28 protein-coding genes are annotated in these 26,664 nt (G+C 35.7%); 17 read left to right on the top strand and 11 right to left on the bottom strand.

The features are described from left to right. Window position 1 precedes the first annotated feature (1 nt). Together J0871_RS13440 and J0871_RS13435 are read left to right on the top strand one after the other, a co-directional pair. Window positions 2–529: a DUF4252 domain-containing protein gene (locus J0871_RS13440; protein WP_208225815.1), complete on the top strand. Its 528-nt coding sequence runs from the start codon at window positions 2–4 to the stop codon at window positions 527–529. Window positions 530–552: 23 nt separating this feature from the next. After that, on the top strand, window positions 553–1,098 hold the full coding sequence (locus J0871_RS13435; RefSeq protein ID WP_208225814.1) for a DUF4252 domain-containing protein: 546 nt from the start codon (window positions 553–555) through the stop codon (window positions 1,096–1,098). A 60-nt stretch (window positions 1,099–1,158) separates the two neighbouring features. Here J0871_RS13435 and purB read toward each other — a convergent pair whose 3' ends face one another. Together purB and J0871_RS13425 are read right to left on the bottom strand one after the other, a co-directional pair. Further along, complete coding sequence (purB, locus tag J0871_RS13430; protein ID WP_208225813.1) at window positions 1,159–2,496, bottom strand: adenylosuccinate lyase; 1,338 nt, start codon at window positions 2,494–2,496, stop codon at window positions 1,159–1,161. A 97-nt stretch (window positions 2,497–2,593) separates the two neighbouring features. Then, window positions 2,594–3,277, bottom strand: a complete 684-nt coding sequence (locus J0871_RS13425; RefSeq protein ID WP_208225812.1) for an NAD-dependent deacylase — start codon at window positions 3,275–3,277, stop codon at window positions 2,594–2,596. A 196-nt stretch (window positions 3,278–3,473) separates the two neighbouring features. Here J0871_RS13425 and J0871_RS17345 point away from each other — a divergent pair, with 196 nt between their 5' ends. From J0871_RS17345 to J0871_RS13410, 3 genes are all read left to right on the top strand, one after another. After that, a complete protein-coding gene (locus J0871_RS17345; RefSeq protein ID WP_243870500.1) occupies window positions 3,474–5,390 on the top strand; it encodes a superoxide dismutase family protein in 1,917 nt (638 codons plus the stop codon). A 164-nt stretch (window positions 5,391–5,554) separates the two neighbouring features. Beyond that, entirely contained in the window at window positions 5,555–6,214 is a 660-nt protein-coding gene (locus J0871_RS13415) for an RNA methyltransferase (RefSeq protein ID WP_208225811.1), read from the top strand. A gap of 22 nt (window positions 6,215–6,236) precedes the next feature. Then, window positions 6,237–6,779 carry an SRPBCC family protein gene (locus J0871_RS13410; protein ID WP_208225810.1) on the top strand — a complete coding sequence of 181 codons (543 nt, stop codon included), beginning with the start codon at window positions 6,237–6,239 and terminating at the stop codon, window positions 6,777–6,779. On the opposite strand, the gene J0871_RS13405 is transcribed toward J0871_RS13410, so the two are convergent. From J0871_RS13405 to rlmH, 4 genes are all read right to left on the bottom strand, one after another. After that, complete coding sequence (locus J0871_RS13405; RefSeq protein ID WP_075327093.1) at window positions 6,776–7,531, bottom strand: carboxypeptidase-like regulatory domain-containing protein; 756 nt, start codon at window positions 7,529–7,531, stop codon at window positions 6,776–6,778. The two genes, J0871_RS13410 and J0871_RS13405, sit on opposite strands and share 4 nt — an antisense overlap. 76 nt (window positions 7,532–7,607) lie before the next feature. Next, on the bottom strand, window positions 7,608–9,401 hold the full coding sequence (locus J0871_RS13400) for a DEAD/DEAH box helicase (protein ID WP_093306483.1): 1,794 nt from the start codon (window positions 9,399–9,401) through the stop codon (window positions 7,608–7,610). Window positions 9,402–9,464: 63 nt separating this feature from the next. Continuing rightward, complete coding sequence (locus J0871_RS13395; protein ID WP_208225809.1) at window positions 9,465–10,037, bottom strand: non-canonical purine NTP diphosphatase; 573 nt, start codon at window positions 10,035–10,037, stop codon at window positions 9,465–9,467. Between the two features lie 9 nt (window positions 10,038–10,046). Then, the gene (rlmH, locus tag J0871_RS13390) at window positions 10,047–10,520 is read right to left on the bottom strand and encodes a 23S rRNA (pseudouridine(1915)-N(3))-methyltransferase RlmH (RefSeq protein ID WP_208225808.1); all 474 of its coding nucleotides are present in this window, start codon (window positions 10,518–10,520) and stop codon (window positions 10,047–10,049) included. A gap of 51 nt (window positions 10,521–10,571) precedes the next feature. Here rlmH and nadC point away from each other — a divergent pair, with 51 nt between their 5' ends. The 5 genes from nadC to priA all read left to right on the top strand — a co-directional run bounded on the left by nadC (window position 10,572) and on the right by priA (window position 15,924). Beyond that, window positions 10,572–11,429 carry a carboxylating nicotinate-nucleotide diphosphorylase gene (gene nadC / locus J0871_RS13385; protein WP_208225807.1) on the top strand — a complete coding sequence of 286 codons (858 nt, stop codon included), beginning with the start codon at window positions 10,572–10,574 and terminating at the stop codon, window positions 11,427–11,429. 3 nt (window positions 11,430–11,432) lie between these two features. After that, the gene (locus tag J0871_RS13380; RefSeq protein ID WP_208225806.1) at window positions 11,433–12,350 is read left to right on the top strand and encodes a YihY/virulence factor BrkB family protein; all 918 of its coding nucleotides are present in this window, start codon (window positions 11,433–11,435) and stop codon (window positions 12,348–12,350) included. Window positions 12,351–12,376: 26 nt separating this feature from the next. Continuing rightward, the gene (locus tag J0871_RS13375; protein WP_208225805.1) at window positions 12,377–12,940 is read left to right on the top strand and encodes a chalcone isomerase family protein; all 564 of its coding nucleotides are present in this window, start codon (window positions 12,377–12,379) and stop codon (window positions 12,938–12,940) included. Between the two features lie 12 nt (window positions 12,941–12,952). After that, window positions 12,953–13,390 (top strand): DUF2147 domain-containing protein, encoded by a 438-nt coding sequence (locus J0871_RS13370; protein ID WP_075327086.1) that lies wholly within the window; start codon window positions 12,953–12,955, stop codon window positions 13,388–13,390. An 80-nt stretch (window positions 13,391–13,470) separates the two neighbouring features. After that, window positions 13,471–15,924, top strand: coding sequence for a primosomal protein N' (gene priA / locus J0871_RS13365; protein WP_208225804.1), 2,454 nt, complete (start codon window positions 13,471–13,473; stop codon window positions 15,922–15,924). Window positions 15,925–16,045: 121 nt separating this feature from the next. Here priA and J0871_RS13360 read toward each other — a convergent pair whose 3' ends face one another. Continuing rightward, window positions 16,046–16,759: a LytTR family DNA-binding domain-containing protein gene (locus J0871_RS13360; RefSeq protein ID WP_075327084.1), complete on the bottom strand. Its 714-nt coding sequence runs from the start codon at window positions 16,757–16,759 to the stop codon at window positions 16,046–16,048. A gap of 325 nt (window positions 16,760–17,084) precedes the next feature. Between J0871_RS13360 and rpsF the strand changes: the two genes are divergently transcribed. The 4 genes from rpsF to J0871_RS13340 all read left to right on the top strand — a co-directional run bounded on the left by rpsF (window position 17,085) and on the right by J0871_RS13340 (window position 18,931). After that, window positions 17,085–17,426, top strand: a complete 342-nt coding sequence (gene rpsF / locus J0871_RS13355; RefSeq protein WP_075327083.1) for a 30S ribosomal protein S6 — start codon at window positions 17,085–17,087, stop codon at window positions 17,424–17,426. Window positions 17,427–17,428: 2 nt separating this feature from the next. Continuing rightward, window positions 17,429–17,728 (top strand): 30S ribosomal protein S18, encoded by a 300-nt coding sequence (rpsR, locus tag J0871_RS13350; RefSeq protein WP_075327082.1) that lies wholly within the window; start codon window positions 17,429–17,431, stop codon window positions 17,726–17,728. 12 nt (window positions 17,729–17,740) lie between these two features. Continuing rightward, entirely contained in the window at window positions 17,741–18,190 is a 450-nt protein-coding gene (gene rplI / locus J0871_RS13345; protein ID WP_075327081.1) for a 50S ribosomal protein L9, read from the top strand. Between the two features lie 264 nt (window positions 18,191–18,454). After that, window positions 18,455–18,931 carry a DUF6495 family protein gene (locus J0871_RS13340; protein WP_075327080.1) on the top strand — a complete coding sequence of 159 codons (477 nt, stop codon included), beginning with the start codon at window positions 18,455–18,457 and terminating at the stop codon, window positions 18,929–18,931. A gap of 151 nt (window positions 18,932–19,082) precedes the next feature. On the opposite strand, the gene J0871_RS13335 is transcribed toward J0871_RS13340, so the two are convergent. After that, on the bottom strand, window positions 19,083–20,330 hold the full coding sequence (locus J0871_RS13335) for an ABC transporter permease (protein ID WP_075327079.1): 1,248 nt from the start codon (window positions 20,328–20,330) through the stop codon (window positions 19,083–19,085). A 168-nt stretch (window positions 20,331–20,498) separates the two neighbouring features. Here J0871_RS13335 and hisS point away from each other — a divergent pair, with 168 nt between their 5' ends. After that, a complete protein-coding gene (hisS, locus tag J0871_RS13330; protein WP_208225863.1) occupies window positions 20,499–21,869 on the top strand; it encodes a histidine--tRNA ligase in 1,371 nt (456 codons plus the stop codon). A gap of 207 nt (window positions 21,870–22,076) precedes the next feature. On the opposite strand, the gene J0871_RS13325 is transcribed toward hisS, so the two are convergent. After that, window positions 22,077–23,033, bottom strand: coding sequence for an aldo/keto reductase (locus J0871_RS13325; RefSeq protein WP_208225803.1), 957 nt, complete (start codon window positions 23,031–23,033; stop codon window positions 22,077–22,079). A 150-nt stretch (window positions 23,034–23,183) separates the two neighbouring features. Beyond that, window positions 23,184–23,396: a hypothetical protein gene (locus J0871_RS13320; protein WP_075327077.1), complete on the bottom strand. Its 213-nt coding sequence runs from the start codon at window positions 23,394–23,396 to the stop codon at window positions 23,184–23,186. A 266-nt stretch (window positions 23,397–23,662) separates the two neighbouring features. Here J0871_RS13320 and J0871_RS13315 point away from each other — a divergent pair, with 266 nt between their 5' ends. Beyond that, window positions 23,663–24,100: a hypothetical protein gene (locus J0871_RS13315; RefSeq protein WP_208225802.1), complete on the top strand. Its 438-nt coding sequence runs from the start codon at window positions 23,663–23,665 to the stop codon at window positions 24,098–24,100. Between the two features lie 21 nt (window positions 24,101–24,121). Here J0871_RS13315 and J0871_RS13310 read toward each other — a convergent pair whose 3' ends face one another. Further along, window positions 24,122–24,784, bottom strand: coding sequence for a haloacid dehalogenase type II (locus tag J0871_RS13310; protein ID WP_208225801.1), 663 nt, complete (start codon window positions 24,782–24,784; stop codon window positions 24,122–24,124). Between the two features lie 318 nt (window positions 24,785–25,102). Between J0871_RS13310 and J0871_RS13305 the strand changes: the two genes are divergently transcribed. Continuing rightward, window positions 25,103–26,434: a site-specific integrase gene (locus J0871_RS13305; protein ID WP_075327075.1), complete on the top strand. Its 1,332-nt coding sequence runs from the start codon at window positions 25,103–25,105 to the stop codon at window positions 26,432–26,434. Window positions 26,435–26,664 lie beyond the last annotated feature (230 nt).

Below are 26,664 nucleotides of genomic sequence, written 5' to 3'. Positions count from 1 at the left end.
TATGAAAAAGATAGCAATAGTTATTATTATTGGCCTTTTACCAATACTAACGCAAGCCCAGTCGTTTGCCAAGTATGAAAATATGAAGGATGTTGATGCAATGGTAATGACCAGTAAGATGTTTAAAATGCTTGCAAAAGTAGATTTAAGCGAAGATAACCCAGAAGCCAGGGAATACCTGAAACTCATTGAAAACCTTGATGAAATTAAGATGTTTACCAGCACCACCGCTTCAGTGCGAAATGAAATGCAAAAAGATGTTGAGCGTTATTTAAACTCAAATTCTTTAGAGCAGTTAATGCGAGTAAATGAAGATGGGAAAAATATTCGATTTTATTCTAAAGGAGGAAAAAACGATAATTATGTGAGCGAGCTGTTTATGTTTATGGAAGGTGAAAAAGAAGGTGAACTAATTTCTGTGATCTTGAGTATTACTGGAGAAATAGATCTTTCGCAATTATCGCGCTTAACATCAGACCTTAAAATACCAGGTGCTGAAGAGCTTAAAAATGTAGAAAATAAATCTTAGATCAACTTAAAAATCAATATAAAATGAAATCAATAAAAATTTTAGGCCTGGCATTGGCGGCTGCAGCCTTTGTTTCGTGTGCGAACGAGCCGAGTTTGCAGGAGTATTATGTAGAAAATCAGCAGGACAATAAGTTCATCGCTTTAGATGTACCTACCAGTATGTTTACCAACGCTGATGCCCTGGACGAAAATCAAAGAGCTACGCTGGAAAGTGTAAAGAAAATTAATGTTTTGGCTTTGCCGGTTAAAGAAAGCAAAGAGGAATATGAAGCCGAAAAAGCTAAACTAAGTAGTATTTTGCAAGATGAAAAGTACCAGCTATTAATGAAATATGGCTCGAACGATCGTAAAGCAGAAATTTATTTTACCGGAGACGAAGAGGCCATAGACGAAATTATTGTTTACGGGTATGATGATACCAAAGGAGTGGGAGTAGCTCGTGTATTAGGTGAAGATATGAATCCGCAGAAATTGATGGAACTTATGAAATCACTTGAAAAAGGAGACGTAGATGTGGACGGTTTAAAAGGAATTACCGGTATGTTTAAAACAGAAATTGAAGAATAGTTTTTTAGTTGAAACTATTATAGAGGTTGTTTGAAAATTTTCAAACAACCTCTTTTTAATTTAAATACCCGTATAATTTTGCGGGGTTATTTTTTTAAGTTCCTCTTTTACTGCTTTAGAAACCTCTAAGGTTTCAATAAAATCGGCGATACTCTTTTTATTGATCTTTTCGTTAGTTCTGGTAAGACCTTTAAGCGTTTCATATGGATTTTTAAATCCTTCGCGGCGTAATATAGTTTGAATAGCTTCAGCAACAACCGCCCAATTAGCTTCAAGATCAGCATTTAGTTTTTCTTCATTCAGCAATAATTTATCAAGACCTTTTAAGGTACTTTTAAAAGCAATACTCGTGTGCCCCATAGGTACGCCAATATTTCTTAAAACTGTACTATCGGTAAGGTCACGCTGCAAGCGGCTAAGCGGTAATTTTGCTGAAAGATGCTCAAAAATAGCGTTGGCTATCCCTAAATTTCCTTCACTATTTTCAAAATCTATAGGATTCACTTTATGCGGCATTGCCGAAGAACCTATTTCACCTTTTTTGATCTTCTGCTTAAAATAATCCATAGAAACATAGGTCCAGATATCACGATCTAAATCTATTAAAATGGTGTTTATTCTTTTTAAGCCATCAAATAGCCCAGCCATATGGTCGTAATGCTCAATTTGCGTGGTTGGGAAAGAATGGTGTAACCCTAGTTTTTCCTGGACAAAATTAGTTCCAAATTCTTTCCAGTCGGTATTTGGGTAAGCCACTTTATGAGCGTTAAAGTTACCAGTGGCTCCGCCAAATTTGGCGGCGTGTGGAACTTTATTTAAAAGATCTAATTGAGCTTCTAAACGCGTGATAAAAACTTCTATTTCTTTACCTAAACGAGTAGGGGAAGCCGGTTGCCCGTGAGTTCTTGCCAATAAAGGGACATTTGCCCAATCCTGGGAAAGCTGCGTGAGTTTAGAAATTATTTGTTCTATTTCAGGAATATACTCGGCTTCAATTGCATCTTTTAAACTTAATGGAACCGCGGTATTATTGATGTCCTGTGAGGTTAATCCAAAATGGATAAATTCTTTATAAGCTTCCAGGCCTAATTCATCAAACTTATTTTTTATAAGATATTCTACCGCCTTTACATCGTGATTGGTAGTTTTTTCAATCTCTTTCACCGCTTGAGCATCAATCGTAGTGAAGTTTTCATAAATGGCGCGCAAATCACTAAAAACCGAATGATCTACATCTTTAAGCTGGGGTAGTGGTAATTCGCAAAGCGCAATAAAATATTCAACTTCAACCTTTACACGATATTTTATTAAGGCTTCTTCGCTAAAATACTGCGAGAGCTGTTTGGTTTTGGAATGATATCTTCCATCTATTGGAGAAATGGCGGTTAGCGGTGTCATGTATTTGATTTAGAAATTAAAAGCCGTAAATATACTGCTTCCAAATAATCTTTAAAACCGCTGTAGCATTTCTTTTTCTATGAATAGGATGAAATTTTTATGCTGAATTCTTTAATTCCTTTACCAGCTTAGGAACGCCAATGGAAGCTTTTTCTGCAATAATATGAAGATTCCCTTTTTTCTGAATATTAGGTTTCGGGTCTATAAAATAAATGGGAATTCCTTCGGGGGCAAAATCTACAAGTCCGGCTGCCGGGTACACCTGCATTGAGGTTCCTATAATCATAAGTATTTCTGCTTCAGCAACAATTTCCATAGCTTTTTCAAACATAGGTACAGCTTCCCCAAACCAAACAACATGAGGCCTGAGCTGATAGTTAAATTCACAGAAATCTCCGGGGTTTATATCTTGTTTCCAATCTAGTACAAGATTTTCATTAAAAGTACTTCTGGCTTTCAATAGCTCGCCGTGCAAATGGGTAACTTTTGTACTGCCGGCCCTTTCGTGAAGATCATCTATGTTTTGAGTAATTATTTCTACGTCAAATTCTTTTTCAAGTTCAGCCAGTGCAGTATGCGCAGTATTAGGGTCTACCGTTAATAATTGCCGGCGACGTTGATTATAAAACTCTAAAACCCTTTTTTGATCTTTTTTCCAACCAATAGGCGATGCAATTTCCATAACATCGTGGCCTTCCCACAGACCATCGGCATCCCGGAACGTTTTAATTCCACTTTCGGCACTCACCCCGGCACCGGTTAAAACCACTATTTTTTTCATATTAACATAGTTTGGGTGCTATTTTTATAAACCTTAACATCCGTTAAATCCAGCTCCCTCGTATCTATCTATAGATTTGATAACGTAAAAAGCGTTTTGTTGCTTTTTCTTATCTCTAATTTACTAATAACTTAAAAATTTTAAACTTAAGAAAAAATTCTTACTTGCTATTTTTATAGCACTACCGTTTATGTTTATGAGCTGCAGCAGCGATGATGATGCAGTAGACCCCGATGGAGGGGGCGATGATTTTGAGGGGGAAACAAAATCCTTTCAACTTTACTCCGTTGCCGATCCTTCAATTTCAGGTACAGCTACTTTTATGGAAAATGAAGATAATAGTACCACCGTTGAACTTGAATTAGATGGAACTCCAGATGGAGGAATGCACCCCGCACATATTCATTATAATACCGCTGCAGAAGGTGGAGATATTGCGGTTTCTTTTGAACCTGTAGATGGCACTACCGGAATGAGCACAACTACTTTCTCTACACTAGATGATGGAACGAGTATTACTTATGAAGAAGCTATAGATTTTGATGGATATATCAATGTTCACGTAAGTGCCGACGATCTTGGTACTTTGGTTGCCCAGGGAGATATCGGTGAAAATGAACTTACCGGAGAGTCTAAAAACTATATGCTTGAAGAAAGAGCTATAGAAGGAATTTCTGGAAATATAATGTTTGAAGAAAGAGTAAATGGTGAAGCTTTAGCAACCATTATGCTTGATGGCACTCCAGACGATGGTGAGCACCCGGCACATATTCATATGGGAGCTGTTGTAGAAGCACCGGGAGATATTGCTTTTACTTTTACACCAGTGAACGGAGCTACCGGAATGAGTAAAACCAATGTTGCTGAATTAAACGATGGTACTGCATTTTTGTATATCGATGTACTTAGTTATGATGGTTATGTAAATGTTCACCTAAGCGCAGATGAACTTGGAACACTTGTAGCTCAAAACGATATAGGTGGTAATGAACTTACTGGCGAAACTAAATCTTACGAGCTTGATGAAAGAGCTGTTGAAGGAATTAATGGAACGGTAATGTTTGAAGAACGTGTGAGCGGTGCTGCCCTGGCGACTATTATGATAGATAATACTCCTGAAGATGGAATGCACCCGGCTCATATTCATATGGGTTCTTTTACTGAAGGCCCAGGCGATATAGCTTTCACTTTTAATCCGGTAAACGGAGCAACCGGAATGAGTATGACTCAGGTTGAAATGTTAGACGATGATACCGAATTTGGTTACGAAGAAGTACTAAATTACGACGGTTATGTTAATGTTCACCTAAGTGCTGATGATTTAGCAACTGTGGTTGCTCAGGGAGATATTGGAGCAAATGAATTAACCGGAGAAAGCAAAACTTACCAATTAGGAGAAAGAGCTGTTGAAGGAATTAGTGGTTCTGTAATCTTTGAAGAAAGAATGAGTGGGGAAGCCCTGGCAACTATTATGCTAGACGGTACTCCAGAAGACGGAATGCACCCGGCTCACATCCATATGGGAACTGCAGCTGAAGGTGGCGATATAGCTTTCACTTTTAATCCGGTAAATGGAGCCGCTGGAATGAGTATGACTCACGTTGGAATGCTTGATGATGATACCGAATTTGGTTACGAAGATGTATTAAATTATGACGGTTATGTAAACGTTCATTTAAGTGCAGATCAACTTGGAGTTATTGTAGCTCAGGGCGATATTGGCCAAAATGAACTAACCGGCGAATCTGCTTCTTATGATTTAGGAAGTGTAGATGTTGACGGAATTATGGGAACTGCAATGTTTGAAGAACGTGTAAATGGCGAAACTTTGGTTACTATTATGTTAGATGGAACTCCTGATGGTGGAGAACACCCTTCGCATATCCACGTTGGTTCTGTTGAAGATGCACCTGGAGATATTGCCATTTCTCTAAATTCAGTTAATGGTGATACGGGAATGAGTATGACCAATGTTTCAGCTTTTGACGGGGAAGATGCAGATATGATAGATTATAATGGGCTTTTAGAATATAACGGTTATCTAAACGTGCACTTAAGTGCTGAAGATTTAGAGACGCTTGTAGCTCAAGGTAATGTTGGTTCTAATTCTTAGAACTTAAATGTTGATGTTAGAGTGAAAAACCCGGTCGCGATGAGGCCGGGTTTTTTTGTATTCATTTTTAAACTTTTTATAATTTCAATTTTTTTAGTTGAAAATTTTAAAAAATATTCTCACGAAAACGCCCCGCTTCAAGTGAGGTTTTATAATTTTAGCCCATGCAAAAAACCAGTCTTTTAGAACATCTTGAAACATTTCTTACACCGCGACGAATTGCTTTATTCAATAAGGTGATTGTAGAACGAACCAATCATTTTACAGTCGCAACCCAAGATGTTTATCAATTACATAATACCAGTGCAGTAATTAGAAGTTGTGAGGTTTTTGGAATTCAGAATATTCACGTAATAGAAGAACGCAAACCTAAAAGAATTGATCGCGAAATCGCAATGGGCGCCCAAAAATGGGTAGATGTAAACAGGTATTCCACTTCAAAAGAATGCATAAAAGAATTACGAGAAAAAGGCTATCAAATTGTGGCAACCACACCTTATGGAGAAAGCACAGCCCTTAAAGATTTTAATATAGAAAAACCTTCAGCTATTTTCTTTGGAACTGAAAAAGAAGGTTTAAGTAATGAAATTTTAAATGAGGCCGATTGCAGGTTGAATATTCCCATGTTTGGTTTTACTGAAAGTCTAAATATTTCGGTTTCTGCAGCTATTATTTTACAGAGCATTACTTCAAGACTAAAAAGTAGTGAAATTAACTGGCAACTTTCTGAAGAAGATAAAATTAAGCTGAAATATGAATGGCTAAAAAAATGTATTAAAAATTCAAATTCAATTATAGCGCAATTCAACACAGAAAATCCTTAAATTAGTTAAATATTTTTTTCTAATGACCCTCTTTTTTTACCTACTTATAGCGTTTATCACTTTTATAGCTTTTCTGCATGCCTGGGCAAAGAAAAGGTATGACATTAGCCGAACAATGGTGATCAATGCTCCGAGAGACGTGGTTTTTAGCTATGTACGGCAATTAAAGAAACATCCGCTTTGGGTGCCCTGGTTTGCAAAACATCCTGAAGCAGTTTTAAAGCATAAAGGTGAGGATGGAAAATTAGGAGCGGCTATTTACTGGAAAAGTAAGAATAACGAAATAGGGGAAGGGCTTCAAAAAATTATAAAAGTAAAACACCCAAGAGTTTTTGAGACTCGCGTGCTTTTTGTAAAACCGGTAAAAGTGAGTATGCTTACTTATTTTGCAGCAAAAGAACTGGAACCGGGAAAATCTAAAGTAGTTTGGGGAATTCGCGGTAATTTACCGTTTCCACTTTCAGTAATAAGTTTGTTTTATAGTGCCGATAAATTAATGGGCCAGGATCTCGAAAAAGGCCTAATTAGTTTAAAAACCACTATGGAAAAAGGAGTAAGGGTTTAGTTTCTTTGTAAAACCCTGTATTCTTCGTAGCAACCACTTAAAGCGTCTAAAATTTGCAAATCGTTTGCCGATCTTAAAAAATCTTTAGAATAGCTACAGCGCTGTAAGATTTCATCAATTTCTACTTTATTGATTGGAAGAAGTGCGATAAGAGTTTCCCTGTCAAATTTATTACGTAGAAGTGTTCTTATTTCATCATCTTCTTTCATTTGCCTTAATTTTCGCATTTGCTTTGGTTTCTTCCCAAAAATATTATGCATCAAATCGGCAGGATTAAAAATAGCTCCCAAAGTACGGGAAACCGCACTGGCAGAATTATCTCCGCCTTCGTAACCGGCATTTAAGCCCGAGATGCTATAGCGGTTATTCTCATAAATAGGAATGTTCCTGGCATCAATCTCTAAATATCCGGTAAGAGTAACCGGTTTTAAAACCACTTCTTCTAAAGCAATTCCCAACTCGGTCATTTTAACCTTTACATTTCCATATTTAAGCCAGTCGTTGGTAACCCTAACTTTTATAGGTCTAAATCCAAGATAAGAAAAATAGAGAGTATCGTTAACTGTGGCCTGTAATTCAAAGGATCCGTCTTCTTCACTAACGGCACCTTTAACCTGGTTTAGGTTTACAATATGAACTTTTTCAATAGGTTTATCGTCGGCAGCGTTCATAACGGTTCCCGATACAACATCCTGTGAAAATGCCTGAAAAGCTAAAAAAAGTAGTAAAAAGGTAAAAAGGAATTTCTTCATAACAATTGGCGCCTAAATTATAAAATACTTATAAAAAACAATGCCATAATTGAAAATTTAGGCGCCAGATGTGAATTTAATTTTTGCTCCGTCTTCTTTTAATAGAGCTTTCTATGTTTTTGCTTCGGTTTCCAGATTTTTTTCCTTTTCCAGAACCACCTTTAAAATCGTCTGAACGTCTACGTCCACCTCCTTTAAAGTCTGGTTTGCCGCCGCCTTTGTTGAATTTGCCGCCTTTTCGGCCGCCACCGCCACCGCCGCCGCGTTTTCCACGTCCGCCGGTATCAGTTGTTTCTTCAACATTAATATATCTACCCTGATGTTTAAAGTCTTTAAAAGTACTTAAAACCGTTTCGGTATTTTTTGCATCGGTATTAAAGAAAGAGAAGCTGTCTTTAACATCAACTTTATAAACATCGTCACGTCCAAGATCTAAAGTGGCCTTAAGGAAATCCTTTAAGCTCATCCAGTCAAAATCATCTTTTGCACCTACATTTATAAAGTAACGTGTAGAATCTCCAGAACCACCACCATCTGCAGGAGCGGAAGGAGAACTTAAACCTTCAGAATTTTTATAATAATTAAAGAAACGAGTAAATTCTACAGAAAAGAATTTCTTAATAAGCTCTTCTTTGGTAAAATCTTCTAGAACCTCATTAATTCCCGGTAGATACGCATCTATATCGTGATTAATCTTGGTTTCTTTAATATCGTTTGCAAGGTGAAACAGCTGCACGCGGCAAATTTCCATTCCGTCAGGAATATCTTTTTGCTCAAATTTTTGCTGAATAATACGCTCAATACTTTTAATTTTACGCATTTCACTTTTGGTAACAATAACCATAGAAACTCCGCTCTTGCCAGCACGACCGGTACGGCCACTACGGTGAGTATACGTTTCAATTTCGTCAGGAAGTTGGTAGTTGATTACGTGCGTAATATCATCTACATCAATTCCACGAGCAGCAACATCTGTAGCTACCAACATTTGGATTTGCTTGTTTCTAAAACTTTTCATCACCAAATCACGTTGATTCTGGCTAAGGTCACCGTGCAAAGCTGCAGCGCTATAACCGTCCTCAATAAGTTTTTCAGCTACTTTTTGAGTATCTCTTTTTGTTCGGCAAAAAATTACTGAAAAGATATCTGGATTGGCATCTGCCAGTCTTTTTAAAGCTTCGTAACGTTGTCTTGAATTTACCAGGTAAAACTCGTGGGAAACATTAGATGTTCCCTGGTTTTTAGATCCTACGGTAATTTCAATAGGAGTACGCATAAATTTCTTGGCAATTGTTGCAACTTCTTTAGGCATAGTGGCAGAAAATAACCAGGTATGCTTTTCTTTTGGAGTATGAGAAAGAATTGCTTTAATGTCTTCAAAGAAGCCCATATTAAGCATTTCATCGGCTTCATCTAAAACACAGTATTCTATTTTAGAAATATCTACAAGATTACGATTAATCATATCTTGCATACGTCCCGGGGTAGCCACAATAATTTGAGCTCCACGTTCAATTTGTCTGGCCTGGTCTGTAATGCTGGCGCCACCATAAATAGCAACCGGATTAAGACCTTTTTCAAACTTCGAGTAATTCTTTAATTCGTTGGTAATTTGCAGGCAAAGTTCACGTGTTGGTGAAAGAATTAATGCCTGGGTATGTTTTTTACTTACGTTTATTTTCTGGATAAGCGGGAATCCAAAAGCAGCTGTCTTTCCTGTACCGGTTTGGGCCAATGCCACCATATCGGTATCTTCGTTTAGTAAAACAGGAATCGCTTTTTCCTGTATCTCACTTGGGCTTGTAAAACCCATTTCTTCGACTGCTTTAAGAATAGAAGGGTTTAAACCTAATTGTTCAAATTTGTTCATATAAAAAATTAAATAAGCGGCAAAGGTACGGCTTACATAGCAATATACACCTATCTAGTTCTTTTATTTTGAAAGATAGGCGATTAGCTCTCTAAAGGCTTTTCCACGATGACTTATTTCTGATTTTTCACCAAGGCTCATTTCGGCAAAAGTCTTCTCAAAATCAGTTGGTTTAAATACAGGATCATAACCAAAACCCTTTTCCCCGCGTATTTCTTTTATAATTTCTCCTTTGCAAATTCCTGTAAAGAGATTTTGCCTGTCGTTTAAATTTAAAGCAATGGTAGTTTTAAATTGTGCGGCTCTATTTTCTTTGTTTTCTAACTCGCTAAGTAATTTTCTCACATTTGCGGCATCATCCTTATTTTCTCCTGCAAAACGAGCAGAGTAAACCCCGGGTTTTCCATTTAGCGCTTCAACTTCCAGCCCGGTATCATCTGCAAAACAATCATAACCGTATCGGTTTTTAACATATTCTGCTTTTAAAATCGCATTACCTTCAATAGTATCGGCTGTTTCCGGAATTTCCTCATCGCAACCAATATCATCTAAAGAGAGAAGTTTGATGTAATGTGGCAAAAGTGCTTTAATTTCAATAAGTTTATTTTTATTGTGCGTGGCGAATACAAGTTCCATAGTTGTTTTTTAGCGATGGTGATAGGGTTCGTTTTTTAAAATAGTGAAAGCGCGGTAAAGCTGTTCGGTAAAGAAAAGTCTTACCATTTGATGTGAGAAAGTCATTTGCGAGAGTGCTACTTTAGAATCGGCTCTTTGGTAAACTGCTTCCGGAAATCCATAGGGCCCACCAATTACAAAAATAAGTTGCTTGAGCCCACTGTTTAATCGTTTTTGAATGTATACTGAAAATTTTTCTGAAGAAAATTCTTTTCCGTTTTCATCTAAAAGTACAAGGAAATCTGAATTCTGAACTTTAGAGAGGATCAATTCGCCTTCTTTTTCTTTTTGTTGATTTTCATCAAGGTTTTTCGTCTTTTTAAGATCGGGGATAATTTCAATTTCAAATTTATTATAAAACTGAAGTCGTTTTTTATAAACTTCAATAAGCTGTTTAAGCTCCCTGTTATCAGTCTTTCCTATGCAGAGTAATTTTATGGTCATTCGGTATATTTAACGCAGACTTTGCTACATTTACAAAAATAAGTATTGCAAATGATCTCAAAAGAACAATTTGAAAAAGAAATAGACCTAATTATTGAAAATGCGCTTAGAGAAGACGTTGGAGAAGGTGATCATAGCTCTCTGGCCTGTATTCCTGAAGAAGCTATAGGAAAAGCTAAACTCCTGGTGAAAGATAAAGGAATTTTGGCAGGAGTAGATTTTGCCCTGCAGGTTTTTGATAAAGTAGACCCCGAGTTAAAAGTTGAAGTTTTACTTAAAGACGGTAAAACAATACAAAGGGGAGATGTGGCTTTTTTTGTTGAAGGGAGTTCGCAATCAATTTTAAAGGCTGAAAGATTAGTATTAAACGCAATGCAAAGAATGAGCGCCATAGCTACCAAAACAAATACTTTTGTTCAAAAACTGGAAGGTACTAATACTAAAATTTTGGATACCCGAAAAACCACTCCAGGGATTAGAGCGCTGGAAAAATGGGCAGTAAAAATTGGGGGAGGGGAGAATCATAGGTTTGCTTTGTATGATATGATCATGTTAAAGGATAATCATATAGATTTTGCCGGCGGAATTTCTAAAGCAATTAACAAGACTAAAGATTACCTTAAGAGCAATAAACTTGATCTTAAAATAATTGTTGAAGCGAGAAATTTAAAGGAAATTGAAGAAATTCTAGAAAACGAAGGTGTTCACCGTATTTTAATAGATAACTTTAATTATGAAGATACCCGTAGAGCGGTGAAACTTATTAATGGTAAATGCCAAACAGAATCCAGCGGAGGAATTACCCTGGATACCGCGCGTAAATATGCAGAATGCGGCGTAGATTATATTTCCAGTGGTGCGTTAACGCATTCGGTTTATAACTTAGATCTTAGCTTAAAAGCAATATAAGGTATGGCTCCAAAAAAAGCCTTTCTGTCTAAATTAGAACAATTTTCAAATTGGTGGGAGAGAAAGACCAGGGCTATAATTTTGCCCGGCTTTGATGGCCTATCGCTTTACGATCTTTGGGAAATTTATTCTGGAGGAATTATTAAAGGAACCTTTTCTACCAGGGCAAGTGCCATTGCATTTAGTTTTTTTATGGCGCTGTTTCCGTTTTTGCTGTTTATGCTTAACCTAATTCCCTATATCCAATTTATAGACGATTTCCAGCTGCAGTTCCTGCTTTTTATGGAATCTTTATTACCGCCAGATACCCAGGAATATTTTAACGATATTTTGCTAGATATTGCCAATACCCCCAGGGGTGGACTACTTTCTATCGCTTTTCTTGTTTCCATATTTTTAATGACCAATGGAATAAACGCGATTTTTACCGGGTTTGAATTTTCTTATCATACCAACGCCAACAGGTCTATAATTAGACAATACTTGGTAGCCGTGGGAATATCCCTTATTATGGCATTGTTGTTGCTTCTTACCATTATACTGGTAGTCTATTTAACTTATGCAATGGACGATTTAAAGGAGTTAGGCCTGGCAACAGATGGAGGCGCTGCCATTGTAAAATATGTTGGGTTTGTTTTACTAATTTATATTGTAGTGGCCATGTTGTATTATTTTGGCACTAAAGAAGCCAGGCAGGCAAGATTCTTTTCTATAGGAGCTCTTTTTACTACTTTATTAATAATTATAACTACTTATTTCTTTGGGTTGTATATAGAAAACTTTTCAGCGTATAACGAATTATATGGTTCTATAGGGGCATTGCTAATTTTAATGGTGTATATCTGGTTAAATTCTAATATATTGCTCTTAGGATTTGAATTAAATGCTTCTTTAATAAAAATGAAGAAAAAAATTAAATAACTTAACAACCTAAAACCACATTAAAAATGAAAAAATTAATAGTTGTATTAATAGCCGTTTTCGGCTTAAATTTAACTTCAGCACAAACCGAAATTGGAGGTGCTACTTTACCTGCTACTTTAGAATATGGCTCTGAAACAATGACGCTGAACGGCGCCGGAGTTAGAGAAAAGTTTTGGATGGATATGTATGCCGGCGGACTTTACCTTAAAAATAAATCTGGAAATGCTTCTGAAATAATGAATAAAGATGAAGCTATGGCAATAAGATTGCACATAGTTTCAAAAATGATTACCAGCGACCGAATGATTGACGCAGTTACTGAAGGTTTTGAAAGCTCAACCGGTGGAAATACAGCCCCAATTTCAGCAGAAATAAAAAAGTTCATCAGCTTTTTTAAAGATGAAATAAATAAAGAAGATGTTTTTGATATCGTTTATTTGCCATCAAGAGGTTCAGTAATTTATAAAAATGAAAAAGAAAGTGGCTCAATTGAAGGAATGGAGTTTAAAAAGGCTTTATTTGGAATATGGCTTTCTAATGAACCTGCGGATGATGACCTTAAAGAAGGTATGCTGGGTAAACAATAAAACAAGAGTAGAATGACAACCAAACTCAACTTACTTAACCTACTAATTTGTGGATTTTTACTGATTTCTTCAGGAATCCATGCGCAAGGGGTTTTTGGTAAATGGAAGGTAGTAAACGATGCCGGGCGCGTAAATTCTATAATAGAGATTTATGAAAAAGACGATGCAGTTCACGGTAAAGTGATAAAAATTACTAAAGAAGAAGATCGTGACCAAAAATGCACCGAATGCCCTGGCGAGCTTAAAAACAAACCTATAGAAGGCCTAAATGTAATTCGTGACTTTGAAAAAGATGGCGACGAATATATAAATGGAACCTTAATAGATCCAAAATCTGGGAAAGAATATAAAGGTAAAATTTGGGTTGATGAAAACAATCCCGATAAACTAAATGTAAGAGGTTATATCGCCTTTTTCTACAAAACTAAGGTTTGGGAAAGAGCCGAATAAAAACTTTCTAAAATTTAAAACATTAAAACCATTCTTATTTAAGGATGGTTTTTATTTTTGAGTAAACTTTCAATTTCCATATGGCCTATTTTATAGATGTAATTTTGCCGCTGCCCTTACAAAAACGCTTCACGTATTCAATAAGTAAAGTTGAAGCCGATTTTTTGGAAGAAGGAATGCGAGTTGCTGTTCCCTTTGGAAAATCGAAAGTATATACCGCTATTGTTGGGAAAATTCATCAAAATCCGCCGCAGGTTTATGAAGCGAAACCTATTAACCAGATTTTAGATAAAAATCCGTTGGTTACAGCACATCAACTAAAATTCTGGGGCTGGATTGCTTCCTATTATATGTGTGCCGAAGGCGATGTTCTTAAAGCTGCTTTACCCGGCGCGTTTTTACTGGAAAGTGAAAGTATTGTACAGCTAATTAAAGATGCTGAATTTGATGAAAATCAGCTTAAAGATGAAGAGTTTTTAGTGATTGAAGCTTTGCAGCGACAGTCTTCGGTAAAAATCCAGGAAGTGATGAAAATCCTGGATAAAAAAGCAGTATTACCGGTAATAAATGCCCTGGTAGAAAAAGGTTTGGTGGTTCTTAACCAGGAAATTTATGAGCAGTATAAGCCGAAAAAAATGCGCTTTGTAAAATTGAACCCGGTTTATGATAATGAAACCGAAATGCATCGCCTTCTGGATGATTTAGAAAAAGCCCCAAAGCAGAAAGAAGCTTTACTAAGTTTTTTCAGCATTAAAGCACAGCATAAAAAACCATTAAAAGTAAAAGATTTAAGCGCAAAATCAGGGGTTTCGGCAACGATTATAAAGAGCCTGATCACTAAGAAAATTCTCGAGGAATATTACGAAAAAACCGATAGAGTTACGTTTAATGGCAATGCTTCAGAAACAGGGATTCAGTTAAGTGAAATTCAACAGAAAGCTTTTTCAGAAATAAAGGCAGGTCTCAAAGAACAGGAGGTTTGTTTATTCCACGGAATTACTTCCTCAGGGAAGACTGAAATTTATATCAAACTTATAGAAGAGGTTATTGAGAATGGCCAACAGGCACTTTATGTTTTGCCTGAAATTGCCTTAACCACCCAGTTAATTGAAAGGTTGCGAGCTTATTTTGGAGATAAAGTTTTGGTCTATCACAGTAAATATTCGGTAAATGAAAGGGTAGAAGTGTACCGGCATATTTTAGAAGATTCAGAAAAAGCGAGGATAGTGATTGGCGCCCGTTCTTCAATTTTTCTTCCTTTCGCAAATCTCGGCTTAGTGGTGGTAGACGAAGAACACGAAACTTCTTTTAAACAATTTGATCCTGCCCCACGATACCACGCCAGGGATGCGGCCGTGGTTTTGGCGAATTTCTTTAAAGCGAAAACTATTTTGGGATCGGCTACTCCTTCTTTAGAATCTTATTTTAACGCACAACATCATAAATATGCTTTGGTAGAATTAAATCGAAGATATGGTGATGTCCTGGAACCCGAAATGGAAATTGTAGATATAAAAACAAAATATAAAAAGAAGGAGATGAAGGGGCATTTTTCTGATAGAATGCTCTCGGAAATTAAAGAAACCCTGAATGTAGGGGAACAGGTAATTTTATTTCAAAATCGCAGGGGCTTTTCTCCTGTGTTGGAATGCAATACTTGCGGTCATTCTCCACAATGCCCTAACTGCGATGTGAGTTTAACTTATCACAGCCATAACAACCAGTTACGGTGCCATTATTGCGGCTATCATATTGCGATGCAAAAGAAATGTATGGCTTGCGATAGTTCTGAAATTACCACCAAAGGTTTTGGAACTGAACAAATTGAAACTGAATTAAAAGCCATTTTTCCCGAATATAAAACCGCGAGAATGGACCAGGATACCACCCGCGGAAAATATGCCTATGAAAAATTAATAAATGCCTTTGAACAACAGGAAATAGATATTTTAATAGGAACTCAAATGCTTACCAAAGGTCTCGATTTTAGAAAAGTAAACCTGGTGGGAATTATGAATGCTGATAATTTGCTGAATTTCCCTGATTTTAGAGCCCATGAACGCAGTTTCCAGTTGATGCTGCAAGTTGCGGGAAGGGCAGGAAGAACAAAAAAGCGTGGAAAAGTTTTAATTCAAAGTTACAATCCGCATCACCAGATTATTCAGCAGGTTTCCATGGGAGATTATGCGGGAATGTACAAAGACCAATTAGAAGAGCGGTATAATTATAAATATCCGCCTTTTCATCGTTTAATAAGAATTACATTAAAATGTCGTGATTTTTCGAAAACCAATGATGCTGCAGATTGGCTTGCCGCAGGAATGAAAAACGTTTTTAAAGAGAACGTTCTTGGTCCCGAGTTTCCACCCGTAGCCAGAATTAGAAACGAATATTATAAAAATATTTTGCTTAAAATTCCGCAGCAACAATCTTTAGGGAAAACAAAAGAAGTACTGCAAAAAATTATGGGAAGTTTTAATGCTATTGGCGCTTTTAGAAGTGTTAAAGTGGTGATTAATGTGGATCCTATATAATTAGACTGATTTTTCCTGGATGTCATCCTGAACTTGTTTCAGGATCTATTGTGGTAACAAGTTAAAACCTAAAAATAGTTCAGGTTGATGATAGTATAATAGGATGTAGGGTAATTAGAATTTACTGAATCGCACTTAAAGCTTCAACCAAATTGCTTTTCTTGTGACGGCTAAGTGGTAATTTCTGCTTATCTATTTCGATGTTCTTAGAATTGTATCGCTCAATTTTATCAAGGTTTACTATATAAGATTTATGGGTTCGCAGAAATTTATCGTTGGGAAGTTGCTCTTCAAAAGATTTCATGGTAGCGAGAACTACAAAATTTTCTTTCTCGGTAACAAATTTTACGTAATCTCCCAGGGCCTGGATATATTTTAATTTATTGAGGAAAACCTTTCGGTTTTTAAGATTGCTTTTTACAAAAATATAATCTTCATCTTCTGGTGGTGCAGAGATCTGGTGTTTTAATTTGTAAAGATTTATCGCCTTATTTACGGCATTATTAAAACGCTCTTTAGTTACCGGTTTATGAATATAATCTACGGCATCATAATCAAAAGCTTTAAAAGCATACTGTGTTTTCCCGGTTACAAAGATAATTTGTGGTTTGTTGGGAAGATCGTCAAGAAGTTCAAAACCTGTTAATACGGGCATTTCAATATCAAGAAATATCAAATCTATTTCATTATCGAGCAGGCCGTTTTTAGTTTCAATAGCGTTATTGTACTCGGCAACCAGCTTAAGATTAGCATGGTCTTTTATCAACTTTACGATAGATAATCGCTGCAAGCTGGAATCATCAACAACAATACATTTGAGTAAAATTTCTTCCACAGTAGTTAGGTTAAGTAATAACAATATTAAACATAAAATACTTAAATCACAAGATAAACTTTAAAATCATAGGTGAAATTTCAAGCTTATCTTTCATTTTGTAGTAAGAAATGAAGTGCTTTAACCCTGGTGTTAAAATATTCTAATTTTTTATTCCAAAACTGGTTTAATCAAAATCTAAATATTCTGAAACCTGACTTAAAAATCAAACCTTTTTTCTATATTAATGCCTCTTTAAATTACTATATGGTAGTTTACTTTTAAGCTTTGATAATAGAAATAATTGAGTTACTTTTGCAGCCAAATAAATTTAAAGTAAATTTTTATGAACACTTATGAAACTGTTTTCATCTTGAATCCCGTTTTATCTGATGAGCAGATAAAGGAGACAGTTCAGAAATACGAAGAATTTCTTGTTTCTAAAGGGGCCGAGATGGTATCGAAAGAAGATTGGGGGCTTAGAAAATTAGCCTATCCAATTCAACACAAAAAAAGCGGGTTTTATCACCTGTTTGAATTCAAAGCTCCAGGAGAGGCTATAGAGCCGTTGGAACTTGCTTTTAGAAGAGACGAGCGTATGATGCGTTATTTAACTGTAAAGTTAGACAAACACGCTATCGCCTGGGCTGAGAAAAGAAGAAATAGAAGACAACAAGAAAAAGCGTAAGTATGGCTACATCTATTGAACAACAAGCAAAAGGAAAAAAAGACGGAGAGATTAGGTATCTTACTCCTCTTAATATAGAGACCAGTAAAACGAAAAAGTATTGTCGTTTTAAGCGATCTGGAATTAAGTATATAGATTACAAAGATCCAGACTGGTTAATGAGTTTCGTAAACGAGCAGGGAAAATTATTGCCTCGTCGCTTAACAGGAACTTCTTTAAAATACCAAAGAAAAGTGGCTGTTGCTGTGAAAAGAGCACGTCACCTTGCGTTAATGCCATATGTTGGTGATTTACTAAAATAAAAAGAGGCAATTATGGAATTGATACTTAAACAAGACGTAGATAATTTAGGCTTTAAAGATGATGTTGTAAACGTTAAAAACGGTTACGGTAGAAATTATCTTATACCTCAGGGATATGCACATCTTGCAACTCCTTCAGCTAAAAAAGTTTTGGCGGAGACCCTGAAACAAAGAGCTTATAAAGAGCAAAAATTTATCGACGAAGCTAAAAAGCAAGCTGAAAAACTTAATAATGTAGAAGTTAAGTTAACAGCTAAAGCCGGTGCAGGAGACAAATTATTTGGATCTATCACCAATGCAGATTTAGCCGATGCTCTTGCAAAAGAAGGCATTGAAATCGATAAGAAATATATTACTATAGCTGGTGGTAACATCAAGAGATTAGGACAGTACGAAGCAACTTTACGTTTTCATCGTGAAGTGATTTCTACTTACAATTTTGATGTTGTAGCTGAAGCTTAATTTATTTTTTTACAAAGTTAAAAGCCCGCTCCAGTAGTGGGCTTTTCTTATTCTAATGAGACCCTAATTTACAAGTAGCGAAGCTACGCCGTAAATTAGTTGGTCGAATTAATCCCGACAAAGCTAGGGATCTTTATTATCGTCAAGCTGAACTGGTTTCAGCTTCTAACATGTTGGCATTCCAAATATTTAGATTCCGAAATAAATTTAGAATGACGATTTTAAATATATGGAATTTGAAAGTTAATTTTAATTTTTACCAAAATGAAATATTCCAGATTAACCAAAGAGCAGTTTGAAGAAATGAAGCAGGAATTTATTAATTTCCTTGCTACACAATCTATTACTGCAGATGAGTGGGAAGATATTAAAAAGAACAAGCCAAAGGCTGCAGAGCAGGAACTTGATGTTTTTAGCGATCTAATTTGGGAAGGGGTTCTTAATAAAGTAGAATATCTGGAGCACTTTTCTGCAAATCAAATCTATTTATTTCATATTACCGAAGTTACTATTCATCTTATTGCCATTAAAATTGAACATGAAGGAGTAGATCTAACTACCCGAAAAGGCTACAGCTGGTTACAGACTAATTTGCTTGACGAATCTGTGAATATTTATACTTCATCTAAAGCATTAAGTGACGATAGAAATAAAGATATTTTCGCGTTAATTAAGCAGGGAGCCAATATCACAAAGGGTGAGCTCTATAAGTATTTTGATAATATGGTAGAAAGCAAATAAGCTTTGTAGAATCCTGGAATACTAACTGGAATAAATTAATATAAAGGTTAGTATAAGAAAAGGCTGAAAACAGTAAAACTTGGGCTTCCTATTTATGCCTTTTTAAGGGATTACATTTAAAGAAAAATCACTATTCACTATTCACTACTCACTACTCATACCTAAGCGACTCAATGGGATCCTGCCTGGCTGCTTTGGCGGCGGGATAACTTCCGGCTAAAATGGCTACAAGAATAGTTATAGCAGTAGCCCAAATCATAGCCACCCAGGGCGTGGTAAAGTTAAAATCGGCTGCGGCAGAAACGGCCATCCCAATTAATATTCCGAAGATAATACCTACAATTCCACCAATTTGTCCAATTATAAGTGTTTCCATAAAAAATTGGGTAGCTATAGTTTTTCGCTTTGCACCTAAGGCTTTTCTTACTCCAATTTCTCGCGTTCTTTCGGTTACACTCACTAACATAATATTCATTAAAGCGATTGATGAACCAAAAATGGTAATTATAGAAATTATCCAGGCCGCAAAATTAAGATAACTGGTAATAGAGAAAATGCGGTTAATAAGATCGTCACTGCGTTCCATCCCAAAATTATTTTCTTCCATGGGATTCAATTTCCGTATATTCCTGAAAGTTAAAATAGCTTCGTCTTGCGCGCCTTCTAACAATTCCTTATCGTCAACTTTAACGCTTACCGCATAATTTATCTGAGGTTGGGTAAACATAGACCGCGCCAATTGAATAGGCATTAAAACACGTAAATCCTGGTTGTTTCCAAAAGTAGAGCCTTTTGATTCCAAAACCCCAATAACTCTAAATTTTGCTCCTCTAATGCTAATAATTTTGTCTATAGGATCTGCTCCTTTAAAAAGACCTTCGGGCTTGGCAAAATCGGCTCCAAGCACTACTACATTATTATTATTCTGAATATCAAAAATGTTGAATTCACGTCCTGCTTCTACATTTAACCCAGAATTTTCCAGGAAATTTTCGTTCACGCCAATTACACGTACTTCAGGATCGGTTTTTTCATTAATATATTTAACTTCTGCAACAGTAGTTCCCGTAAAGGAAACTGCAGTTTGTGCTTTAGGATATTGAAAATTTTCTTCAAATTTTTTCACTTCCCTATAACTAATTATAGGATTAATTTTTTCAACTTCCCCGCCACCCTGTCGCTGTGAATTGAAATCGTACCGCTGAATATTAAAAGTATTTGCACCCATTGAGGCAAAATCGCTGCTAATTGTGTTTTCCAGCGCGGTAACCGCACTTAAAATCCCAACCAGAGCAGTTATCCCAATGGCAATAATTAAAACTGTAAGAATAGTTCTAAGTAGCTGACTTTTAATGGAATTAAAAGCGATGCTTATGTTTTCTTTTAATAACCCGAACATAGAATGTTTTTTCAGTGCTATTTAATTAGACTTCATAAGTAGCAGAATGTTACTTAAAATCTGAAATTTGTTTGGGTTCGGGTAAAATTTAAGATATTTGCAGCAATGTTTCAGCCGGTTTGCGGCGCTAACTTTAAACTAAAAAAGGAAACTATTCCTCAAGATTTTATGGCACAAAAACCTTCTATTCCAAAAGGAACTCGAGATTTTAACCCGGCCGAAGTTGCCAAAAGAAATTATATTTTTGATGTAATTAAAACCGAATTTAAAAAGTTTGGTTTTCAGCCAATAGAGACTCCAAGTTTCGAGAACTCAGATACCCTAATGGGGAAATATGGGGAAGAAGGAGACCGTTTAATTTTTAAAATTCTGAATTCCGGAGATTTTCTTAAAAAAGCAGATAACGAAGCTTACGAAAAAAGAGATAGCTTAAAGATTACTTCTTCAATTAGTGAAAAAGCCCTGCGTTACGATCTTACGGTGCCTTTTGCCCGGTACGTGGTGCAACATCAAAATGAAATAGATTTTCCGTTTAAGCGCTACCAGATTCAACCGGTTTGGAGAGCCGATAGGCCGCAGAAAGGACGATTTAGAGAGTTTTTTCAGTGTGATGCCGATGTTGTTGGGAGTAAAAGTCTTTGGCAGGAGGTTGAATTCGTACAATTATACGATGCCGTTTTTTCAGCTTTAAAATTAGAAGGTGTAACTATTAAAATCAATAACCGAAAAGTATTATCTGGGTTTGCCGAAGTGATTGGTGAAAAAGACAAACTCATAGATTTTACTGTTGCCCTAGATAAGCTAGATAAAATAGGGGAAGAGGGTGTGAAAAAAGAAATGTTGCAAAAAGGTATTTCTAAAACTGCTATTGAAAAAATCCAGCCAATTTTTAGATTACACGGTAATTTCACTGAAAAAATAGCCGGAATTAAAGAAATCCTGAGTTCATCGGAAACCGGTATGGAAGGAATTAAAGAACTGGAATTTGTTGAAAAAGCTATCCAGGAGATGCCCTTAAAAACGGCAAAACTCGATTTAGATGTAACTCTTGCCCGTGGACTTAATTATTATACAGGGGCAATTTTTGAAGTTTCTGCTCCCGAAAAAGTAAAAATGGGCTCAATTGGTGGCGGTGGCCGTTACGACGATCTTACCGGTATTTTTGGCTTAAAAGATATGAGTGGCGTGGGAATTTCTTTTGGCCTGGACCGAATTTACCTGGTACTGGAAGAACTCAATCTTTTTCCTGAAGCTGTTACTCAAAATACCAAAGCACTTTTTATCAATTTTGGAGACGAAGAGGCACTTTATGCTTTGAAAGCAGTGAATCGCTTACGCACAGAAAATATTACTGCTGAGTTATTTCCTGATGCTTCGAAAATGAAAAAACAAATGAATTACGCGAATAAGCGCGAAATTCCATTTGTGATCCTAGCCGGGGAAGAAGAAATGCAAGCTGAAAAATTCACCCTGAAAAATATGAAATCTGGCGAGCAGCAAAAAGTTAATTTCACTGAATTGGTAAAGGTTTTAGGGTAATTAAATATGCTGATGTAAACTTTTAAATTAGGATTAGACGTCACCCTGAACTGGTTTCAGGGTCTAAGTTTAGCTTAAGTATTATCTTTTAGATGCTAAAATGAGTTCAGCATGACGTTCTCTAATACTAATGGATAAAAGTAAGTTACAATGAATAATTTTGTGGTGTGAAGAGCTTTTAGCTGAAGCAATCTCTCCATAATATTTCTACTCAGTTTCACTGGCCTTATTTAAAATCTCCATATCTTCATTAGAAAGAGAGATCTTTACCGCTTCGGTAAAGGATTTAAGATGTGAAGACTTAGTAGCACTGGCAATTGGGGCACTTACTCCGGGTCTGTTTATTAACCAGGCAAGAGCAAGAGCAGCTTGCGAAACATCATGTTTTTCTGAAATTTTATCAAGAGATTCCAGGATTTTTTTACCACGATTATTCAGGAATTTATCGGCAAACATTTTACGCTCTTTGCCTTCAAAGTCTTTTTTAGTTCGGTATTTCCCGGTTAAAAATCCGCTGGCGAGTGAGAAATAAGGAATTACGCCTAAGTTATTCCTGGTGCAAATTTCTTTAATTTCCCCTTCAAATCTATCGCGCACCATTAAATTGTATTCAGGCTGAAAGACTTCATAAGCCGGTAAGTTTTTCTCAGCAGCTTCATCCAGGGATTTTAGTAATCTTTCTGCAGAAAAGTTTGAAGCACCAATATGCTTTATTTCTCCTTTTTTCATAAACTTTTGATAAGCTTCCAGGGCTTCTTCCACAGGGGTTTCGCCATCATCAAAATGCGTAAAATATAGATCTATATAATCGGTTTGCAGTCTCGAAAGTGAATCCTGAACTGCACCGGTAAGATAATCTTGCGTATTATTTTTAGGTCCTCCGGGTTGTAAACTGGATCCCCCTTTAGTAATTAAAGTGATTTTATCGCGTAATTTGCGTTCTTTCATCCATTTACCAATAATTCTTTCTGAAGTGCCGTGTGGAACGCCATCTGCCCAACGGGAGTAAACATCTGCGGTGTCTATGGTTGTGAAACCGAGTTCAAAGAGCTCGTCTAACATTTTAAAGGACTCTTTTTCATTTAATGTCCATCCAAAAACATTTCCTCCAAATATAATTGGTGCCGATTTTAAACTAGATTTTCCTAATTCAACTTTTTCCATTGCTTTACTTTTTCCTTAAAATTAGCTATCAATTAGCAGAAAGGCGAATTATAGTAAAGGTTTTGGAAAGATTTAACTTTGTAAAAAGTGGTGGATATTTTAAGAAGAAATATTAAGTATTCGAGGTGGGAAGATAAAGTTGAAGTGGTTTTAATAATCGGTAGTATTATCTTCTTCAGTAGTTAGACTTTTTCTGCGCCATATTATATAAATAGCAGCAATTGTTCCCAGCCCCAAAACCAAAGCAAATATTTTGGGCGGTGCATCTACAACATTTTCCTGATCAAATGTAAAAGAACCAATCATCACGAAACTTCCGGCTAAAACGCCTAATGTTAATAATACTTTTATTATTAGTTTCATAAAGTTATATTTTGAAATTCAAATAGGCACTACGGCTTTCACTCTTCTTAAACCGAATTTTTCGACTTAATTTCTATTAAATATAGACTTCAATATAAAGCATAAGAATTAGCGCAAGGTTAATTTAAAGTCAATTAATTGTTAAGCCTCAATTTCGTTTTAGAAACAATTTTTATCTTTCTTTTTATTTTTTCAGGAAAATATTTTATTGAACCGAGGCGGATAGCATTATTGCTATTATGAGCCTTGGATATAAAGAAAGAGCAATGGAAGTATTTACAATTTTAGTCTCGGGATTGGTTGCTACATCGGTTATGACCTTATTTAGCTACGTGGTGTCTAATTTTAAATCTAAGCAATTTAGGGAACCGGAGTTGCTCAACTCCTTAATTTCACGGGCTAAAATTATTTCACTAAAACCTTCCAGAAACCATCTTTTAGGTTGGCTTATACATTATTTAATCGGTTGGTTTTTTGTGTTGGTTTTTAGTTTAATATGGGAATTCACGCAATTTTCGGCAACTATAATTTCTGGAGCTGTTCTTGGTATGGCTGCGGGAATAATTGGGATATTTGGATGGAAAATAATGTTTAAATTAAATCGAAATCCGCTAGAAATAGATTTCAGCCAATTCTATTTACAACTTATAATTGCTCATATTTTATTCGGAATAAGTGCAGCTATGGTGTACTCGCTAATCTAAATGTGTAGTTGAAGTTAATTTTCACCCTATTTTCTCTGCAATTTCTGTTATTTCTTTTACCCAAAAATTAGGTTTTTCGGCTAAATCGTAAAACTTTTTCTCGGGTCTTTCTACAAAACAGGTTTGAAGGTCTGCCCGCTGGGCACCCATTATATCCCAGGCGTGTGCTGCCACCATCATTGCTCTTTTGGGTGTTACCTCGTATTTTTTTAGAATATACCTGTAACTTTCAGGATGTGGTTTATATTTTTTTATTTCTTCTACGCTGTGAATTCCATCAAAAAATGAAGCTATTTCAGCAAATTCAAGTTGTGCATTGAGAATTTCTGGCTTACCATTGCTAAAAGCGACAAGTTTATAACCATCATCTTTTAGCTGCTCTAAACCTGGTTTTACATCGGGATAAGCAGGGAGCTTAGTAATTTCGGAAAGAATATTCTTAATTTCAGAATCAGAAAAATTCTTGTCAAATTTCCCTGAAATCATTTTAAAAGTTGCGGCGGCAATTTCACTAAAATTTTGGTAGTTGCCAGTAGAAGTTTCTACCAGGGAATAGTGGAGTAATTTCGGAAACCAAACATCAAAACCCATCTCGTTTTCCAGCGCGGCGTTTATCTCTTCCTTTAGCGGAATAAGGTTTAAAAGAGTTTCATTTACATCAAAAATTATAATTTTTGGTTTCATTGTAAATCAATGTTTTAGAAAAGGAAAGATAAGTTATTCTTTAAATAAAAAGCATAAAAAAATCCCTTCTGAAAAAGAAGGGATTTATAGTAGCGAGACCGAGATTTGAACTCGGGACCTCCGGGTTATGAACATCGACAAGTAGTTATTCCAAATAGATTAAAAACCGTTAAAATATATGATTATCAGTTAAATACGTAATTTTTGCAATCAATTGAATTCTGTTAAAATCAAGTGATTCTGTACTTATTCTGTACTTATTCTGTACTAGTTTTTAAACTAATTATTTATCTTTATAAAGTTCAAAATTAAATAGTTATGGCTAGCATAAAGATAGTTTTAAGGAAGAATATGATTCGAAAAGATGGAAGAATTCCTTTAGCACTGAGAATTAGTGAGAATTATAAAACTAATTACAAGTGGCTCGGACAATATGTTTTTGAGAAAGATTGGGATAACAATGCTGGAATGGCTAAGAAAAGTCATCCAAACTCGCAACAGCTCAACATTTTTTTAATGAAGAAAATGGTTGAGGCTAATAACCTATTTTTCCACTCTGAAGATCGTGTTACTCCAAAACAGATCAAGCAAAAATTAAAGGGAGCCAGGGGGCAAAAATCATTTTTTGAATTAGCGGCTGAACGTATAATGGAAAAATATGAGAGGGGGATATTCTCAGTTGCAAAAGGTGATTTATCTATACTGTATAATATTGAAGAATTTTTAAACTTTAAAAGGACTAAAAGGAAGTCAGCGATCATTGAGGATATAAAGGAACGCAGATTGAAACGTATCAGTAATGCTCGTCGTAATAAATATGTATGGATGGATGGGGTAGAGCATTTCAAAAAAAGTAAAGCTCTTTCTTTTAGAGATATCGATGAAGTATTCATTAATAAATACAAAACCTTTTGCTATTCTTATTTAGGACAAAAAACCAGAACTATTACTAATCAGCTTATTTTAATTAGAACCCTGTTTAATTTAGCAATTAAGCAAGGAATTATTGATCAAAAATATTATCCTTTTGCCGGAGATAAGGAAAAAATTAGAATTGGTTCTGGTAATAAAGTAGGACTTAGCGTAGAAGAGGTTGAGAAAATTGAACAGTTGAAATTGGAGGAAAATACTTCTATCTGGCATACGCACAACATATGGTTATTTTCTTTTTATTTCGCAGGAATTCGTATTTCCGATGTGGTTAAAATGAAGTGGTCTGATTTTAAGGACGATCGTCTTTATTATGTGATGAACAAAAATGAAAAAGCACTCAGCCTTAAAATTCCTTTGAAAGCGGAAAAAATTTTAAATTATTACAAAAAGGAGAAACACCTTAATAAAGGTTTTGTATTCCCCTTTTTAAGAAATACCAATCCTAAGGATGCTGAACAAATTTATATAAAAACAAAAAGTGCTACGAAGGTTTTTAATAAATGCTTAAAGCTAATTGCCACGGAATGTGGAATCGAAAAAAACTTATCTAATCACATTGCTAGGCATAGCTTTGGTAATATTGCTGGCGATCGAATTCATCCATTAATGTTACAAAAGCTCTATCGTCATAGTGATTTAAAAACTACCTTGAATTATCAAGCTAATTTTATGCACCGGGATGCTGATGAAGCACTTGATGAAGTTATTAATTTTTAAATTTATATGGATTAAAAGTCTGTAATAACATGATTTATGATGGTTAATCAACCGTTGATAAATATCTGACATATGGAAATACCAAGCTTATAACCAGAAGGTCCCTCGAGTCCAGTTCCCTCTACTGGCATTAATAAGGTTTCAAGAAAGTGAAATCCTTTTTTCAAGGACTGGTTACAACATTTTTTGAAAGTTCGAATTCCCTGAAATTTAATATTAACATTATTCAG

Origin of the sequence: Salegentibacter sp. BDJ18 (assembly GCF_017579965.1) — a bacterium.
In the GTDB taxonomy this organism is placed as follows: domain Bacteria; phylum Bacteroidota; class Bacteroidia; order Flavobacteriales; family Flavobacteriaceae; genus Salegentibacter.
Note: the sequence above shows the minus strand (reverse complement) of the source record. Positions and strands in the feature narration are given on the sequence as shown.

What these genes read in the sequence shown, in the direction of transcription:
- J0871_RS13440 (WP_208225815.1), top strand. Translation starts at nt 2, where the DNA reads ATGAAAAAGATAGCAATAGTTATTATTATTGGCCTTTTACCAATACTA.
- J0871_RS13435 (WP_208225814.1), top strand. Translation starts at nt 553, where the DNA reads ATGAAATCAATAAAAATTTTAGGCCTGGCATTGGCGGCTGCAGCCTTT.
- purB (WP_208225813.1), bottom strand. Translation starts at nt 2,496, where the DNA reads ATGACACCGCTAACCGCCATTTCTCCAATAGATGGAAGATATCATTCC.
- J0871_RS13425 (WP_208225812.1), bottom strand. Translation starts at nt 3,277, where the DNA reads ATGAAAAAAATAGTGGTTTTAACCGGTGCCGGGGTGAGTGCCGAAAGT.
- J0871_RS17345 (WP_243870500.1), top strand. Translation starts at nt 3,474, where the DNA reads ATGAGCTGCAGCAGCGATGATGATGCAGTAGACCCCGATGGAGGGGGC.
- J0871_RS13415 (WP_208225811.1), top strand. Translation starts at nt 5,555, where the DNA reads ATGCAAAAAACCAGTCTTTTAGAACATCTTGAAACATTTCTTACACCG.
- J0871_RS13410 (WP_208225810.1), top strand. Translation starts at nt 6,237, where the DNA reads ATGACCCTCTTTTTTTACCTACTTATAGCGTTTATCACTTTTATAGCT.
- J0871_RS13405 (WP_075327093.1), bottom strand. Translation starts at nt 7,531, where the DNA reads ATGAAGAAATTCCTTTTTACCTTTTTACTACTTTTTTTAGCTTTTCAG.
- J0871_RS13400 (WP_093306483.1), bottom strand. Translation starts at nt 9,401, where the DNA reads ATGAACAAATTTGAACAATTAGGTTTAAACCCTTCTATTCTTAAAGCA.
- J0871_RS13395 (WP_208225809.1), bottom strand. Translation starts at nt 10,037, where the DNA reads ATGGAACTTGTATTCGCCACGCACAATAAAAATAAACTTATTGAAATT.
- rlmH (WP_208225808.1), bottom strand. Translation starts at nt 10,520, where the DNA reads ATGACCATAAAATTACTCTGCATAGGAAAGACTGATAACAGGGAGCTT.
- nadC (WP_208225807.1), top strand. Translation starts at nt 10,572, where the DNA reads ATGATCTCAAAAGAACAATTTGAAAAAGAAATAGACCTAATTATTGAA.
- J0871_RS13380 (WP_208225806.1), top strand. Translation starts at nt 11,433, where the DNA reads ATGGCTCCAAAAAAAGCCTTTCTGTCTAAATTAGAACAATTTTCAAAT.
- J0871_RS13375 (WP_208225805.1), top strand. Translation starts at nt 12,377, where the DNA reads ATGAAAAAATTAATAGTTGTATTAATAGCCGTTTTCGGCTTAAATTTA.
- J0871_RS13370 (WP_075327086.1), top strand. Translation starts at nt 12,953, where the DNA reads ATGACAACCAAACTCAACTTACTTAACCTACTAATTTGTGGATTTTTA.
- priA (WP_208225804.1), top strand. Translation starts at nt 13,471, where the DNA reads ATGGCCTATTTTATAGATGTAATTTTGCCGCTGCCCTTACAAAAACGC.
- rpsF (WP_075327083.1), top strand. Translation starts at nt 17,085, where the DNA reads ATGAACACTTATGAAACTGTTTTCATCTTGAATCCCGTTTTATCTGAT.
- rpsR (WP_075327082.1), top strand. Translation starts at nt 17,429, where the DNA reads ATGGCTACATCTATTGAACAACAAGCAAAAGGAAAAAAAGACGGAGAG.
- rplI (WP_075327081.1), top strand. Translation starts at nt 17,741, where the DNA reads ATGGAATTGATACTTAAACAAGACGTAGATAATTTAGGCTTTAAAGAT.
- J0871_RS13340 (WP_075327080.1), top strand. Translation starts at nt 18,455, where the DNA reads ATGAAATATTCCAGATTAACCAAAGAGCAGTTTGAAGAAATGAAGCAG.
- J0871_RS13335 (WP_075327079.1), bottom strand. Translation starts at nt 20,330, where the DNA reads ATGTTCGGGTTATTAAAAGAAAACATAAGCATCGCTTTTAATTCCATT.
- hisS (WP_208225863.1), top strand. Translation starts at nt 20,499, where the DNA reads ATGGCACAAAAACCTTCTATTCCAAAAGGAACTCGAGATTTTAACCCG.
- J0871_RS13325 (WP_208225803.1), bottom strand. Translation starts at nt 23,033, where the DNA reads ATGGAAAAAGTTGAATTAGGAAAATCTAGTTTAAAATCGGCACCAATT.
- J0871_RS13320 (WP_075327077.1), bottom strand. Translation starts at nt 23,396, where the DNA reads ATGAAACTAATAATAAAAGTATTATTAACATTAGGCGTTTTAGCCGGA.
- J0871_RS13315 (WP_208225802.1), top strand. Translation starts at nt 23,663, where the DNA reads ATGGAAGTATTTACAATTTTAGTCTCGGGATTGGTTGCTACATCGGTT.
- J0871_RS13310 (WP_208225801.1), bottom strand. Translation starts at nt 24,784, where the DNA reads ATGAAACCAAAAATTATAATTTTTGATGTAAATGAAACTCTTTTAAAC.
- J0871_RS13305 (WP_075327075.1), top strand. Translation starts at nt 25,103, where the DNA reads ATGGCTAGCATAAAGATAGTTTTAAGGAAGAATATGATTCGAAAAGAT.